The sequence below is a fragment of the Rhodococcus sp. 2G genome, assembly GCF_001886355.1.
Lineage (GTDB): Bacteria > Actinomycetota > Actinomycetes > Mycobacteriales > Mycobacteriaceae > Rhodococcus > Rhodococcus pyridinivorans.
Genome location: NZ_CP018063.1, coordinates 3,236,649 through 3,251,943, shown reverse-complemented (window position 1 = coordinate 3,251,943; position 15,295 = coordinate 3,236,649). Strand labels below are relative to the sequence as shown.

At 70.5% G+C, this 15,295-nt stretch carries 9 protein-coding genes and 2 pseudogenes; 1 reads left to right on the top strand and 10 read right to left on the bottom strand.

From position 1 onward, the window contains the following. Positions 1–73 precede the first annotated feature (73 nt). From BO226_RS15280 to BO226_RS15240, 9 genes and pseudogenes are all read right to left on the bottom strand, one after another. Positions 74–616 (bottom strand): annotated as a pseudogene (locus BO226_RS15280) (Na(+)/H(+) antiporter subunit C); the annotation flags it as partial. Continuing rightward, entirely contained in the window at positions 613–3,450 is a 2,838-nt protein-coding gene (locus tag BO226_RS15275; RefSeq protein WP_071935578.1) for a Na+/H+ antiporter subunit A, read from the bottom strand. The pseudogene BO226_RS15280 and the gene BO226_RS15275, both read right to left, overlap by 4 nt. A 201-nt stretch (positions 3,451–3,651) precedes the next feature. Beyond that, positions 3,652–4,845, bottom strand: a complete 1,194-nt coding sequence (locus BO226_RS15270) for a hypothetical protein (protein ID WP_071935577.1) — start codon at positions 4,843–4,845, stop codon at positions 3,652–3,654. 1 nt (position 4,846) lies between these two features. Beyond that, complete coding sequence (locus tag BO226_RS15265) at positions 4,847–7,063, bottom strand: AAA family ATPase (protein ID WP_033096170.1); 2,217 nt, start codon at positions 7,061–7,063, stop codon at positions 4,847–4,849. A gap of 121 nt (positions 7,064–7,184) precedes the next feature. Next, on the bottom strand, positions 7,185–8,102 hold the full coding sequence (locus tag BO226_RS15260) for a CDP-alcohol phosphatidyltransferase family protein (protein ID WP_006553633.1): 918 nt from the start codon (positions 8,100–8,102) through the stop codon (positions 7,185–7,187). Next, positions 8,099–8,821, bottom strand: a complete 723-nt coding sequence (locus BO226_RS15255) for a phosphatidylserine decarboxylase (protein WP_024101805.1) — start codon at positions 8,819–8,821, stop codon at positions 8,099–8,101. The genes BO226_RS15260 and BO226_RS15255 overlap by 4 nt, the downstream gene beginning before the upstream one ends. A gap of 116 nt (positions 8,822–8,937) precedes the next feature. Next, the gene (locus tag BO226_RS15250) at positions 8,938–9,402 is read right to left on the bottom strand and encodes an SRPBCC family protein (RefSeq protein WP_006553630.1); all 465 of its coding nucleotides are present in this window, start codon (positions 9,400–9,402) and stop codon (positions 8,938–8,940) included. Positions 9,403–9,512: 110 nt separating this feature from the next. Further along, positions 9,513–13,007 carry a TM0106 family RecB-like putative nuclease gene (locus BO226_RS15245; protein WP_071935576.1) on the bottom strand — a complete coding sequence of 1,165 codons (3,495 nt, stop codon included), beginning with the start codon at positions 13,005–13,007 and terminating at the stop codon, positions 9,513–9,515. A 55-nt stretch (positions 13,008–13,062) separates the two neighbouring features. Then, entirely contained in the window at positions 13,063–13,563 is a 501-nt protein-coding gene (locus BO226_RS15240) for a DUF1707 SHOCT-like domain-containing protein (RefSeq protein WP_232237961.1), read from the bottom strand. Between BO226_RS15240 and BO226_RS15235 the strand changes: the two are divergent. Continuing rightward, positions 13,553–14,023, top strand: a pseudogene (locus tag BO226_RS15235) (PadR family transcriptional regulator); the annotation flags it as partial. The gene BO226_RS15240 and the pseudogene BO226_RS15235 sit on opposite strands and share 11 nt — an antisense overlap. Here BO226_RS15235 and BO226_RS15230 read toward each other — a convergent pair. Beyond that, complete coding sequence (locus BO226_RS15230; protein ID WP_071935575.1) at positions 13,998–15,248, bottom strand: NAD(P)/FAD-dependent oxidoreductase; 1,251 nt, start codon at positions 15,246–15,248, stop codon at positions 13,998–14,000. The pseudogene BO226_RS15235 and the gene BO226_RS15230 overlap by 26 nt on opposite strands. Positions 15,249–15,295 lie beyond the last annotated feature (47 nt).

Sequence of the window (15,295 nt, the reverse complement as noted above, 5' to 3'; positions counted from 1 at the left end):
CGATAGAGCCGGCCCCGCCCGAATCTTCGGCAGAGCCGGACTCGTCCGTCCCCCCCTGGTTCTGCGTGTAGGCCGAGTCGGTGGGGTCGTCGAAGTCGCCGTCGTGCAGATCCTCGTACGCCTCGATGTCCTCGATGTTCTTGAGCTGATCGAGCGGGATCGGGTTGCCCGCGGCGTCGAAGGCGTCGCCGCTCTTGCTCGGGATACCGGTGAGCGGGTCGTCGGAGCGGTCTCGCGACGGTAGATCGGCGAGACTGCGCCGCTGCGACACGAGGGTGTCCTCGGGGTCGTTCTCGATCTCGTCCCGTGCGCGGTAGGTGTAGGAGCGGTAGGTCAGTGCCAGCACGAACGCCGCCACACCCATCGTGATCACGATCGCGGTGAGGATTATCGCCTGCGCGAGGGGATCGGCCATGTCCGGCTCGACGTCGCTCTCCACACCGACGATGGGTGCATGACCTGCGGGGCCGCCGAGGGTGAGCAGCAGCAGGTTGATTCCGTTGCCGGCCAGCAGCAGGCCCAGCAGCATCTTGATGATGCTGCGTTCGAGCAGCAGGTACACACCGGCCGCGACGAGCACACCGACGACGGCGAGGAGCGTGATGTTCGCGGTCATCGGCGCTCACCCACGGTCTCGGCGTCGAGGCGAGCACCGAGGCTGCGCAGCACGTCCAGGACCAGTCCGACGACGATGAGGTACACACCGAGGTCGAAGAACAGTGCGGTCACGAGCTTGATGTCGCCGAGCAGAGGCAGCGTGAGCTCGAGGGTCGCCGACGACAGCGCCGGGGCGCCGAGGAACATCGACACCAGTGCGGTGCCCGCGGCGAAGGTGAGTCCGATGCCGAGGATCTTGCCGGCGTCGATGGGAACCGCCTCTCCGAGCTCGTAGCGTCCGCCGGCCAGGTACCTCAACACCAGCGCGAGACCGGCGACGAGACCGCCCGCGAAACCGCCACCGGGCGCGTTGTGCCCGGAGAAGAAGAAGTACACCGACAGGATCATCATGGTGGGGAAGACCAGTCGCGTGGTGACCTCGAGGACCAGCGATCGGTAGCGCGGATCGATGAGATCGCCGCCGAGCAGCCAGGTCGTCTCGTTGCTGGCGGAGACCGCGTCGAGCTGCGCCGCGGGTGCGTCCGCCACACGCGGGGCGGTGCCGAAGCGGCGGGTGCGGAAGACCAGGCTGGCCACGCCGGTCGCGGCGACCAGCAGCACCGAGATCTCGCCCAGCGTGTCCCAGGCGCGGATGTCGACGAGCAGGACGTTGACGATGTTCTTGCCGTCACCGCCGTAGTAGGCGGCGTCGGGCAGCAGCAGCGAGATCGGATCGGTAGTGCGTGCCGCGACGGCGTAGGCGCCGATCCCGGCGACCACCGCGCCCACGGCGATGCCGAGCATCGCGCGGGCGAACTTGCTGCCCATCACCGCGGCCGGGTCGGTCTCGGCGGGCAGCTTGCGCAGGACCAGCACGAACATCACGAGGGTGACGGTCTCGACGAGGAACTGGGTGAGCGCGAGGTCGGGAGCTCCCTGGAGGGCGAACAGCACCCCGAGCCCGTAACCGGTCACGCCCACGACCAACACTGCGCCGAGACGGTTGCGCAGGGCCGTCGCGGTGATCGCGGCGGCCATCATGATCAACCCCACCCCGAGCTGCCAGATCGAGTCCCACGCGCGCGTCGACGGCATCGTGCTCAGCCCGAAGAAGAACATCAGCACCGTCGGGAGCGCCACCAGGGTGATGAGGATGGTCGCCTGGGTCAGGGGGAGCGAACCGCGCTGCAGGAAGGCGGTCAGGCGCAGGGACAGGGTGTCCATGCCCTGGAGGGTCGCGTCGTACATCCGGTCGGCATTTCCGAGCGGCGGGTGCTCGAAGCGCAGACGCGCGATGGTGCGGTGCGCGAGGAACAGGACCGTGCCGCCCACGATCACCACGCCGGTCAGACCCAGCGGCAAGGAGAATCCGTGCCACAACGCCAGGTGGTAGGGCTTGTCGAGTTCGGTGGGCAGCTCGTCGGCGTAGGGGGTGATCAGATGGTCGATCCACGAGCTCGCGAAGCCCGCGGCGAGACCGGCGAACGCGAGGACGCTCGGGGCGGTGAGCAGCAGCGGGCCGGGCGCGTGCAGGTTCTGCACCGCGGGGCTCGGACGTTTGAGCTGCTTACGACCGAAGGCCCCCCAGATGAACCGGATGCTGTAGGCGAGGGTGAGGATCGAGCCCACCACGATGCCCGCAGTCATGGCGATCCGCGCCCATTCGGGGAGCACCTCGGCCACCAGCGACGACTCGAGCGCGGCTTCCTTCGCGACGAAACCGATGAACGGCGGCAGACCGGCCATGCTCGCCGCCGCAAGTATCGCGATCACCATCAGGTAGGGGGCGGCAGAGCCGAGATGCGCGAGTTTGCGGATGTCGCGGGTGCCGGTGGAGTGGTCGATGATGCCGACCACCATGAACAGGCATGCCTTGAACAGGGCGTGGGCGATCACCATCGCCAGGCCCGCCAGGGCCGCTTCCCGGCTGCCCGTACCCACCAGCGCAGCGAGAAAGCCGAGCTGGCTGACGGTGCCGAAGGCCAGGATGAGCTTGAGGTCGAAGGCGCGGAACGCTCGCCAGCCGGCGAGGATCATCGACGCGAGACCGAGACCGATGACGATCGGCCGCCACGCGGCGCTGTCCGCGAAGCCGGGTGCGAGCCGGGCCACGAGGTAGATGCCGGCTTTGACCATCGCCGCGGCGTGAAGATATCCGGACACCGGGGTGGGGGCGGCCATCGCGCCGGGCAGCCAGAAGTGCAGCGGGACCACGGCGGACTTCGACAGTGCGCCGACGAGCACGAGCACCACGGCGACGCCGGCGAGCCATCCGTGAGGTGCCGCCGCGACGACGTCGGACAGGTTGTAGCTGCCGACCATCTCGCCGAGGATGATGATGCCGACCAGCATCGCCAGACCACCGGCCGTGGTGACGAGCAGGGCCTGGGTGGCGGCACGGCGACTCGAGGCGCGTTCGGCGTAATGCCCGACGAGCAGGAACGACAGGACGGTCGTCAGTTCCCAGAAGGTGTAGAGCAGCAACATGTTGTCGCTGACCACCAGACCGAACATGGCGCCGGCGAAGGCGACCATCTCGGCGGCGAACAAGCCCAGGCGGGGCTCGTCGTCCTCGAAATAGCGCGAGCAGTAGAGCAGGATCAACGAGCCGATGCCCAAAACGAGCACGCACATGATCGCCGCGAGCGTGTCGAAGCGCAGATCGAAATTCATCGACAGCGTCGAGGCCCACGCGATCTGCAGTTTCTGATCGGTTCCCCAGTTGGTGACGACCCAGCCGAGACTCGCGAGGGGCACCACCGCGAGCGGCAGGAATGCATTTCTCCCCATGACTCGGACCAGAAGCGGCGCCAGAAGGGCAGCGACCGCATGGGCAACGAGTATGGCGATCAAAAGGCACTCCGTCGGGGTCGGGCCTGTCGGCGGGGTGAAACTGACTGCGGGCCGTGGGACTCGCTGTCGTCACAGCGGACGGCACACCGCCGAAACGGGGATCGCCCCGACATGCACGCCGCTCGCCGTCATCGGGCAAAACGGATTGTGCACATCCTAACGGTTGTCTTCGCACGCTTGCGAATCGGGGAGGTGAGAGGGCTAGCGCACCTGCCACGCACAGATCACGGCCGCGGCAAACAGTGCGAGCGCCGACCACTGCGCATCCGCCGGAAGCATCCACACCGCCCCGACGACGGCCGTCGCCGGCACCGGCAGTGCCAGGCCGAGAGCCGCGACGGACGCCGAGCCCGGCAACGATGCCCCGAGTGCGAGACCGGTGCCCAGCGCGACGAGCGCCACTCGCACCGCAAGAGGGATTCCCTCGCCGATCTCCGACGGCCACCACACCGTCGCCGCCGAGATCGACGCGGCGAGCATCAGCCCGGGAAGCGCGTACGGCATGGAGGGGGAGAGCCGCACCCCGGCGACCACGGCGGCCACCGCGACGAGCAGCACCCACCACGGCACGGTCGCCGACTGCATACCCGACCACAACTCGACGAGGACGGGGTACGCCGCGGCCACGGCCCCGGTGACCGCGAGGACGAACCGGTCGTCTCCGGGCGGGACGAGGCGCGCGACGATCTCGGCACCGACGACCGCCACCGCGAGCGCCCCACCGGCGACCAGCCACAGGAGCACACCCGTGTCGCTCGCGCGGGAACCCACGAATTCACCCAGCAGTCGGTAGCCCACCGAGAGCACCACCGCGGCGGTCACCATGATCGCGAGCAACCGCGGATCGGCCCGCTGCACGCGCATCCCGGCAGGCACCGTCAGCGCGGCGGCGACCGTTGCCACGAGTGCGAAGGCCAGCGCCCACTGGGGAACCGTCCAGCGCATGGCCTCCACGGGGACCTCGGAACCGACGGCTGCGGCGGTGAGGAAGGCCGCCCACCCACCGGCGATCAGGGCCCACTGACCGGTCGCCGAACCCCACGAGCCCGCGGTCGCCGCCCCGAGCAGCACACCGGTGATCGCGGCGATCACCCATCCGACGACCGTCAGGCTGTCGGCCGAGATGCCGGCGGGAACGAGATAGCGGATCGACCCGAGGACCACGATCGAGGCGGCGGCCAGCATCCAGGCGGTACGTCGGGAGCCGGTCCGCTGCAGCCCGGCCGCCGAGAGAACGGCGAGCGCGGCGGTGACCACGGGTGCCCATTCGCTGCGCGCACCCTCAGGGAGGACCGATTCGCCCGCGGCCGGGACGAGGATCGCGACCCCGGCGGCGAGGAAGGCCGCGAGGACGGCTGCCGGTCCGGCGACGCGGACCGCGGTGGTCACGGCCATCTCAACGGCCCTCCGCGTAGGCCTGCAGATGAGCGACCTGCACGGGATCGAGCGAGGGGCGCACCTTCTCCCGGGCCACCGCGACGTCCTCGGCGGTGACCACGGCGGCGTCGACGTTGCGCCGCATCGCCGCGAGCGCGGCCTCGCGCAGCAGAGCCGAGCAGTCCGCGGCCGAGTAGCCGTCGAGTCCGGCGGCCAGGTCGTCGAGGTCGACGTCGTCGTCGAGCGGTACCGATCGGCCCGCGGTCTTCAGGATCGCGGCCCGGGCCTCGGCGTCCGGCGGCGGCACGAACACGAGACGTTCGAGCCGGCCGGGACGCAGCAGAGCCGGATCGATGAGGTCGGGCCGGTTGGTCGCTCCCACCACCACGACGTCGCGCAGCGGCTCGACACCGTCGAGTTCGGTGAGCAGCGACGCGACGACCCGGTCGGACACCCCGGAATCGGAGCTCTGCCCGCGGCGCGGTGCGAGAGCATCGATCTCGTCGAGGAACACCAACGCCGGTGCCGAATTGCGGGCACGCTCGAACAACTCGCGCACCGCCTTCTCCGACGCACCGACCCACTTGTCCATCAGTTCGGCGCCCTTGACGGCGTGGACGCTCAGACGTCCCGTGCCGGCGAGAGCGCGGACGAGATAGGTCTTGCCGCAACCGGGCGGGCCGTACAGCAGCACACCGCGCGGCGGATCCACACCGAGACGCTCGAACGAATCGGGATGCTGCAGCGGCCACAGGACGGCTTCGGTCAGGGCCTGCTTCGTCTCGACCATGTCGCCGACGTCGTCGAGGCTCACGCTGCCGATCGCCAGCTCCTCGGAACCCGATCGCGACAGCGGACGGATCACCTCGAGCGCGCCGAGCAGGTCGTCCTGGACGAGCGAGGGTTCGTCGTCGTCGCGGTTCGCCCGCGACGCCGCGCGCAGTGCCGCCTCGCGACACAACGCCGCGAGGTCGGCGACGACGAAACCGGGGGTGCGACCCGCGACGGCGGCGAGGTCGAGACCGGTGGACGGCACCGAGCGCAGCAGCACGTCGAGCAGGGCGCGGCGGGTCGCGCCGTCGGGCAGCGGCAAGGACAGTTCGCGGTCGCAGATCTCCGGGGCACGCAGCCGGGAGTCGACGTCGTCGGGATGCGCGGTGGTCGCGATCAGCACCGCGCCCTCGGTGTCGACCACCCGCCGCAGCTCGTCGAGGATCAACGTCGCGACGGGTTCGGTGTCGGCGGGGAGCACGGCATCGACGTCGGTGAGCAGCAGGACGCCCCCACCGCGCACCGCTTCGGCCGCCGCGGAGATCCGGCGCAGCCGCTCGTCGGCGGCGAGTGCACCCACACCCGGCCCGTCGACCTCGACCAGACGCCGGTCGGCGACCACCGAGCGCACGAAGGTCGCCTTACCGACCCCGGCGGGACCGGTGACGAGCACCCCGAGATGCGGCGACGCGCCGAGGGTGCGCAGCAGTTCGGGTTCGTCGAGCGAGAGGGTGAGCCACTCGGAGAGCTTCGCGACCTGGGCCTGCACACCCACGAGATCCTCGACCGGCGGTGGCGGAGGCGTGGCGGGGGCCGATTCGGGACGGTCGGTCGCGGGGGAGGAGGCGACGAACCCCGACGAGACGAATCCGGAAGCGGACGGCACGGAGGACGGCAGGGCACCCGGGCCACCGCCCCACACGACGGCGGTGTTCGGCTGCACGCTCACCGGTCCGGCCGGATCGACCGAGGAGACGGTGAGCAGTTCGGTGGTCCACGCGATCGCGAACGTCCGCGACAGTGCCCGCGTCGTCTCGGCGTTGCTCGTGCCCGGTCCGAGATCGCGGGGGAGCAGCGACACCGCGTCGCCGACGGTGAGGACCTTCCCGAGCAGCGCCTGACGCAGGGTGGTCTCCGGGATCGACTGCCGCGCGAGGGTGGAACCGGTGACCGTCACCGTGCGCGCGCCGTAGACCGTCACGGGCGCGACGACGACCGTCGCGTCCTCCTTCAGGCCTGTGTTCGACAGCACCACGTCATCGAGCAAGATCGTGCCGGTCGGGGTGCCGGCCGGGGCGAGACCCGCCACGACCGCCGTGCGACGCGCTCCCACCAGCGCGATCGCGTCCCATTCCCGCAGGCCCAGCGCGGCCAGCGCCTCGGGGTGCAGACGCACGACACCGCGCCGCGAGTCGGCGGCGGAGGTGTTGAGCCGGACGGTGAGTGAGAGTTGTGGGGTCGTCACCCCGCCGAGCCTAGAACGTGACTAGCGTCCTCGCGGGTCGTGCATGTCATCGTCCTCGCGGGTCGTGCATGTCATCGTCCTCGCGGGTCGTGCATGTCATCGTCCTCGCGGGTCGTGCATGTCATCGTCCTCGCGGACGGCGCAGCCCGAGTCGCGCCTGAGATCTCGCCGACGTGGCGACACGCCGGGCGGCGACACGACGCGGACGCTGCGCGCGGTTGCGGGCACGCAGTGCGCGTCGCTCCGAGGGTTTGATGTCCCAGGTCTCGGGCCGGGCCGCGACCCAGCGCCGCGATCGCACCGCGAAGGGGATGTGCGCGAGGTAGACCGCGACCAGCACGAGCATGAGGATGAACGGATAGGTGACCAGCGCGGCCGCCGCCATCGCGACCAGCACGAGCAGCACCACGGCGAGTCGCGCGGGCACGGACGCCGACTTCATCGCGAAGGTCGGGATGCGGCTGATCGCGAGCCCGGCCGTCCCGAGGATCCACACCGCGACCAGCCCGTAGGCGGTCCACCAGCCGTCGCCCCACTGGATGTGGGCGGCGACGGGTGCGAGCGCGATGAGGGCGGCCGCCGGTGCGGGCACGCCGACGAAGTACTCGCGTGCGTAGGCGGGGACGCTGTCGTCCTCGAGCAGGGTGTTGAAGCGCGCGAGTCGCAGCACGAGGCTCACTGCGTAGAGCAGGGCGACGATCCAGCCGAAGGGGCTGCCGTCGAGCAACGTCACGTAGAGCACGAGCGCCGGGGCGACACCGAACGCGACGGCGTCCGACAGCGAGTCGAGTTCGGCGCCGATCTTGCTGGTCGCGTCGAGCATGCGGGCGATGCGACCGTCGAGCGAGTCGAGGACGGCCGCGGCGCCGATCATGCCGAGCGCGGTGCCGAGTTGTCCGTCGAGCGCGAACTTCACCGCCGACAGTCCGGCGGAGAACGCCAGGACCGTGATGACGCTCGGCAGCAGGCGGACGACGTTGGGCCGATTGCGGGACCGCCCGGTCGCGACCGCACGCGAACCCTGCGTGTGCGGACTCACGACACCGTGGGCAGCTGAGCGAGGACGGTCTCGGCACCGATGGTGCGCTGACCGCGTTCGACCAGCAGGGTGCTCCCGACCGGCAGGTAGGTGTCGACCCGGGATCCGAAGCGGATCAGGCCGTAGGTGTCGCCGATCGGCAGGGTGTCGCCGATCTGCGCGTCGTTGACGATGCGCCGTGCCAGCAGCCCGGCGATCTGGACGACGGCGACCTCGGCGCCGTCGCGCGTCTCGATCAGCATGCTGGTGCGCTCGTTGACCTCGCTGGCGTCGGCGAGATCGGCGGAGAGGAACTTGCCCGGGGTGTGGACCACCGAGCGGACGGTGCCGCCGACGGGGCTGCGTTGCACGTGCACGTCGAGGACGGACAGGAAGATGCTGACCCGGGGGCGCTCCTCGCTGCCGAGCCCGAGTTCGGCGGGCGGCACGGCATGGTCGACGAGAGCGATCTCACCGTCGGCGGGAGCGACGACCACTCCGGCGCGGTTCGGCGGCACGCGGTGCGGGTGCCGGAAGAAGGTGGCGCACGCCAGTGCCGATGCGAGACCGGCGCGGCGCAGCCAGGGCTTGCGGCGGCCGAGGGTCGCCACGGCCAGCGGAGCTGCGACGAAGGGGATACCGCCCGGATGCATGGGCGGTACGACATGCCTGACCAGGTCGACCATGTGGGCTACCCCGCTGGTGGGGGGTGTTCCGGCGGGCGTCGGCTTACGTGCCACGGGCTCCTCTTATCGCTGGCGATCGGTGGTCCGGGACCGCAGGGGACCCGCCCGTCTCGCGGGCGGGTCCTGTCGGTCCACAGGCACTCCAGCGTACGTGAGCCGAGGAGGGAAGGTCAGACCCGCGCGGCCGCCTCGATCTCGTTCTTGAGACGGGCGAGAGTCGCGTTCATCCCCATCGTCAGTTCGTCGTCGAACGCCTCGGTGCCGCCGAGAACATACTTGACCAGGGTCTGCGAGACCTTACTGGTCCCGGTGGGCGCCTCGCGCCGCTGGGTGACCCGCGTGCCGGTGGCGGTGGGTTCGAGGGTGAACGACCAGATGGAGCGGTTCTCGTTGATCCGGAAGCTCAGGCGCCGGCCGGGTTCGAAGTCGATCACCTTCGACGTCGTGGGCCACACCAGCAGCCCCTTCTTGTTGATGTTGATCGTGGTGGTGCCGGCCGACACCGGCCCACCGCGCACGATCATCCGACGGCACTGCGGGCTCCACTCGCCCATCCGCTTCAGATCGGACACCACGCGCCACACCTGCTCGGGGGAGGCGGTGATCTCGATCGTGGCCTCGAGGGTCTTCGACACGTGTACTCCTGTGCTCGGGGGACCGGGTCTTCTCGGGGAACCGGGTCCCGTGTATCTGCTACCGGAGGTAACAGGATCGTCGTCGATCCTAACGGACGATGTGAGTGCGGTCACGCCCCGGTCGGGTCGGCTCCGGTCAGCCGCATGAACGCCCCGAGTTCGATCAGGCCGTCCGGTGTCGACGGGAGGTGATCGGTCAGGGCGCCGGACCGGACGATCACCGCCGACCACTTGCCGCGTGAGAGGGCCACGTTCGACCGGTTGCGGGACAACAGGAACGACATGCCCCGCGGCACGTCCTCGACGGCGGAGGCCGTCATCGACACGAACACCATCGCCGCCTGGCGGCCCTGGAACTTGTCGACGGTGCCCACCTGGACCCGGTGCAGACCCGCGGCGGCGAGATCCTGCCGTAGGCGGGTGACCTGAGCGTTGTACGGTGCGACCACCAGGACGTCCTCCTCGCCGAGAGGTCGCGGCGGGGAGCCGGCGTCGTCCGTCCACGCCGAGCCGAGCACGGCCGCGATGGCGCGCACGATCTCGGCGCTCTCCTCGGGCGAGCAGGTCGCATTGCCCTCGTGCGCGACCTCCACGAGCCGCACGCCGGGCGGGACGCCGTCGAGCGCGCGGCGCGTGGTGATCTCGGACTTCGACTGCAGTCGTCCCTCGTAGGACAGCTCGGACACCCGCGCGCACAGATCCGGGTGCATCCGCCAGGTCACCGGAAGGAAGTAGCCGCGATCGGCGGGCAACGCACCGTGCCCTTCGGCGAGCCATCCGAGGGCGGACTCGTCGACCGGCTCGGGGTGGGTGCCCTGCGAGACCTGCGGCAGTTGGCGGGGATCGCCGAGCAGCAGCAGATTCGACGCCGCCGTGGCCACGGCGATGGTGTTGGCGAGACAGAACTGACCGGCCTCGTCGACCACCAGCAGGTCGAGGCTGCCGGGCTCGATGCAGTTCGGATTCGTGAAGTCCCAGGCCGTTCCGCCCACCACATAGCCGGTGGCGGATGTACCGATATGCGCCGCAAGGGAATTCGCGTCAGGGAAGGCGGTCCACGTCGGATCGGGGCTCTGGCATTTCGCCTTGGCGACCCGTTCCGGCGACACTCCCGCGGCGACGATGCCGGCCAGCATGTTCTCGACCACCGAATGCGACTGCGCGACCACGCCGACGCGCCGGCCGTGCTCGTTCACGAGCGCCGCCACCACCCGGGCCCCGGTGTACGTCTTGCCGGTGCCGGGTGGGCCCTGCACCGCCAGGTACGAATTCTCCAGGTTGAGAACGGTCGTGACGATCGTGCCGGCCGCGTCGTCGCCGAGCGGCGGCAGCGCGGCACCGGAGCGCAGGCGGGGAGGGATGCGGCGCAGTACGTCCACCGCCGCGGTCGACGGCAGAGCCGGCAACTCGCTGCACATCGCCTCGGCGGCGGAGGCGATCGCCGCTTCGATGTTCTTCGACGAGATCGGCGCGCCGGGTGTGACGGCCACCGGTAGCACGGAGTACTCCTCGTCCGTCCGTAGCGACTCGTCCACGACGAGCACGTCGGGATGGTCCGTCCCCGTGGTGCGTTCGACGACCACGCCGCGCGACCACGCGCGCGTCCCGGTGCCGCCGTCGGGCAGTCCGTCCGGTCCCGGAGCGTCGTACAACAGGAAGACGTCCTGCCCGGCGCGCAATGTGCTGCCCGGCTCGAACTCGCCCGCGAGACGCAGCCGGCGCCGGAGCAGTCGCCGGCGGGGCGTGGCCTTGTGCCAGTCGGTCTCGAGTGTGCACGTCGCCGCGACCAGCGTGTCGCGGGCGTCCGCCCACTCGTCGGGAGCCGTCGCCAGACGATCGAAGTGTCCCCACCAGAATGGTTTCCGCTCGCGCCGGTGGTAGCCCATGGCCGCGGCGACGAGTGCGGCCGCCTGCTGTTCCGGGGTGCGGTCGCCCGCCAGTGCACCGCCGACGTATTCGAGGAGTTTCGTCTCGACGGGGTGCGCCTGCGCGTCGGGAGCGGCCTCGTCGTGGGTCGTCTCGGTGGGGGAGATGCCGTGGTCGCGGGCGTGGGTGAGCAGCCAGTCGCGCAGACGCAGGGTGGAGATGCAGTCGGCCTCGTTGTAGGAGGCGATCGACGCGAGTTCGCGTTCCGCCTCCTCGAGGTGCCCGGCGTCGCGCAGTGCGCAGTAGTCGGCGTACGCGACGATCGAGGCGCCCGCGTCGGCGACATCGCCGTCGCGTGCCTCGCTCTCCTCGGTGTAGAGCGGTTCGAGTTTCTTCAGTCCGTACGTCCGGGCACCCACCCGGATCGAGTTGCGCACCACGGGGTACAGGTCGACGAGCACACCTTCGCGCAGCAGGTCGTCGACGATCTCCTCGCCGACGCCGTAGCGCCCGGCCAGCCGCAGCAACGCCGTCTTCTCGTACGGGGCGTAGTGGTAGACGTGCATCCTCGGGTGGCGACGCCGGCGGTCGGTGACGTAGTCGAGGAAGTCCAGCAGTGCCTGCCGCTCCTGCTCACGGTCGTGTGCCCAGAAGGGCCGGAAGATCGGTGCGTCGGCCGGTCCCTCCACGACGCCGAACAGGTACTCGAGTCCCCACTCGGAACTGCCGCCCTCGGACCACAGTGGGTCGCCTTCGAAGTCGAAGAAGATGTCGCCCTCGTCGGGCGCGGGCAGGATGCCGAGCGGGGTGGCGTCGTAGACCTCCGCATAGGGACTGTCCCGCCTCTCCTCCTCGAGCTGCGCCCGTGCCTGGGCGCGCAGGGCGTCGAAGGTGCGGCGCGCCATCCCGTCGACGGGTGCCGCGCATGCGGCGAGGTCGTCGATGGTCGACACGCCCGCCTCGATCAGCCGCAGCCGCTGGGTACTGCGCATCCCCGCGACCAGCAGCAGGTCGCGGTGACGTTCGAGTTCCGGAGTGCAGTCGTCGCAGCGACCGCAGGCGGTGTGCCCACCCGCTCCCCACCGCACCGGCCCGGGGGCAGCGCGGTGCGACGTGAGAAGGGTTTCGAGGCAGGCGCGTCGGTGCCGATAGACCGGCACGATCTCCGCGAGCGGGTAGGAGGCGATCGAGCCGTCGCCGAGGACGAGATGCGCGTGCGAGGACACCGGCGTCCCGGTGCGCGCGAGTGCGTCCGCGTAAGCGGCGAGCTGGAGCAGGGCCTCGACCTTCGCGTGCCGGGAGAGTTTGCTGTCGTAGACGGCGTAGCCGTCGTCCTCGAGGACGAGGAAGTCGGAGAAGCCGATCATGCCGAGCGGATCGGGGGCAGTGTCGGAGAAGCCGGTGTCGAAGAAAGCGCCCTGATAGACGACGGGCGCGCCGGCCCGGACGGCGTCGACGGTGGCCTGCGCCGCCTCGGTGAGCGCCTGCGCGGTGTACTCGGGCCGGGCGATCTCGACGACCTTCTCCGCACCCACCTGCGCGCGGAAGCGGTCGAGGACGCGCTGCTCGTGGCGGCCGCCGAGTGCGGCGACACGGTCGAGCATTGCGTCGGGTTCGGTGTCGGGGCGCGGGAGCCGACCGAGCGTCGAGTCGAGGTTGCGGAGCACTGCGAACTCGCACGAGGCGGCGCGGGTGAGATCTCCGGCGCCGAAGACCAGCCTGTCGTCGAGAAGAAACATCGGCAGCTCCGTCTCCGGCGTGCGGGATGCCCGGGATGGGCACGGCTGGTCCCGACTATCGCAGACAGGTCGGACCCGCCGGACCATTGTTCTCGCGCCCACCGGGCACACTGCGGCGGCCGGGCCCGCCCTCGACCCCGAGCGCGGTGCGCACCGCCAGCACGATGCCCCACGGAACGACGACCCAGATCGGCCAGAAGTAGATCGACGAGGCCGTTCCGAGCGAGACCAGTGCCCACACCACGAGATTGATCGATCCCACGGTGGCCCATGCTCCCCATTCGATGCGCTGGTGGAGCGGCAGGCGCAGACGTGGGAACGGTTTGCCGGCCGGCGGGGACGGGGTGGGAACGAGTGTCGACGGCAGGTCGGCGAGAACGGCGCCGGCGTCGTCCTGCGTCACGGCGCGGTAGACCCGGGCCACACGCTCGTCGAACTCGCCGATCGTCAACCGTCCGGCGGTGAGATGGCGCCCGAGCTCCTCCACGATCGTTTCGCGCTCGGCATCGGAGACGCGCAGCGGCGATGTCGCGATACCGGGGCCGGTGGTGTCCACCGCACAGGCGCGCATCGGCAAGTTCTGGTCGCTGACGACGAGCCAGGTCTACCGGGAACTGGCCGCGATGGAACGGCAGGGACTGATCGAGGCAGGGGAGAAGGGCCCGCGCGACCGCAAGCCCTACCTGCTGACCGAGGCCGGACGCACGGCCTTCGCCGAATGGATCGACCGCGAACCGGGCGATGAGAACATCCGCCATCCGCTGCTGCTGACCGTCGCCTTCGGCGATCACCTCTCGCCCGAGCGCCTCGCCTCGATGCTCGCCGAGCATCGCCGCAGACACGAGGAGCAGCTCGCCGCCTACGAACAGCAGGCGGCGGCCGACATCCTCCCGCCGCACGCCGCGGCGACCCTCGACTTCGGCATCCTCTACGAACGGGCCGTCCTCGAATGGTTCGACCGCGTGCGCGACCGTCTCGAACCCGGACCGGTCAGCGCAGCGGATCGAACGACCTGAGCAACGGATCCGGCTCGCCGGTCATCGACCCGGCGAGCAGCCGTCCGGTGAGGGGACCGAGCGCCACACCCCACATCCCGTGCCCGCCGGCGACGTACACCCGATCCGAACGGGTGCGGCCGATCAACGGGAGCCCGTCCGCCGTGCACGGCCGTGAGCCCACCCACTCCTCGCTGCGCCCGTCCCAGTCGACCTCACGCAACAGCGGACGGGTCGCGTCGACGATCGCCCGGATGCGTCGCGGGTCGAGCGGGGCGTCGGGACTGCGGAACTCCATCATTCCCGCGACCCGGAAACGGTCCTGGAGGGGTGTGCACGCCACCCGCTGGGCCGGGAAGTAGACCGGGTTCTTCGGCAGGCTCGGCGGCCGCACGCTGAAGCTGTAGCCGCGACCGGCCTGGACCTGCGTGCGCACGCCGAACGGCCGGGCGAGCGACCCGAGCCACGCTCCGTTCGCGAGTACCACCGCATCCGCCGACCGCGAGTGCCCACCGGCCACGACGACATCCACCCCGCGACCGGTGTCGCGCACCTCCTCGACGTCGACGTCGGTGACGATCTCCGCACCCCGGGCGCGGACCGCGTGCGCCAGCGAGGCGACGAACCGCGGCGGATCGATGAACCGCTGCCCCCGGATCCGGAGACCCACCCGCACCGAGTCCCCGAGCAGCGGTTCGAGCGAATGCAGCGTGTCGGTGTCGAGCAGGTCGAAGTCGATCTCGCTGCCGGCGGCACGCGCGTGCTCGAACTCCTCGACCAGCAGCCGACGGTCGTCGTCCGAGGTGAACGCCGCGAGGAACGGATCGGCGACCCGCGTCGGTTCGGTGACGATCGTGTCGCCCGACCCGTGGGCGAGATCGTCGTAGGCATCGAGGGCGAGGCGGTTGGCGCGCGCGAAGACCTTCATCGACGACGTCCACTGCCGTCTCGTGCAGTGCCGGGCGAAGTCGGCGAGGAAGCGCAGCAACCGCACATCCGTCGTGGGCGGCACGTAGACGGGCGACGACGGCCGGAACATCGAGCGCAAGCCGTAACGCAGCACCCCCGGCTCGGGTAGCGGCAGGGTCAGTGCCGGCGCGAGCCACCCGGCGTTGCCCCACGAGGCGTCACCCGCCACGCCGACCCGATCGAGCACCGTGACCTCGATGCCTCGATCCTGCAGAAACCACGCGGTGGACAGACCCACGATGCCCGCACCGACGACCACTGTCCGACGAACCGTCATCGCAACCTCCTGTGATGGACGAAGCCTGCACCTCCATCATGGACCCG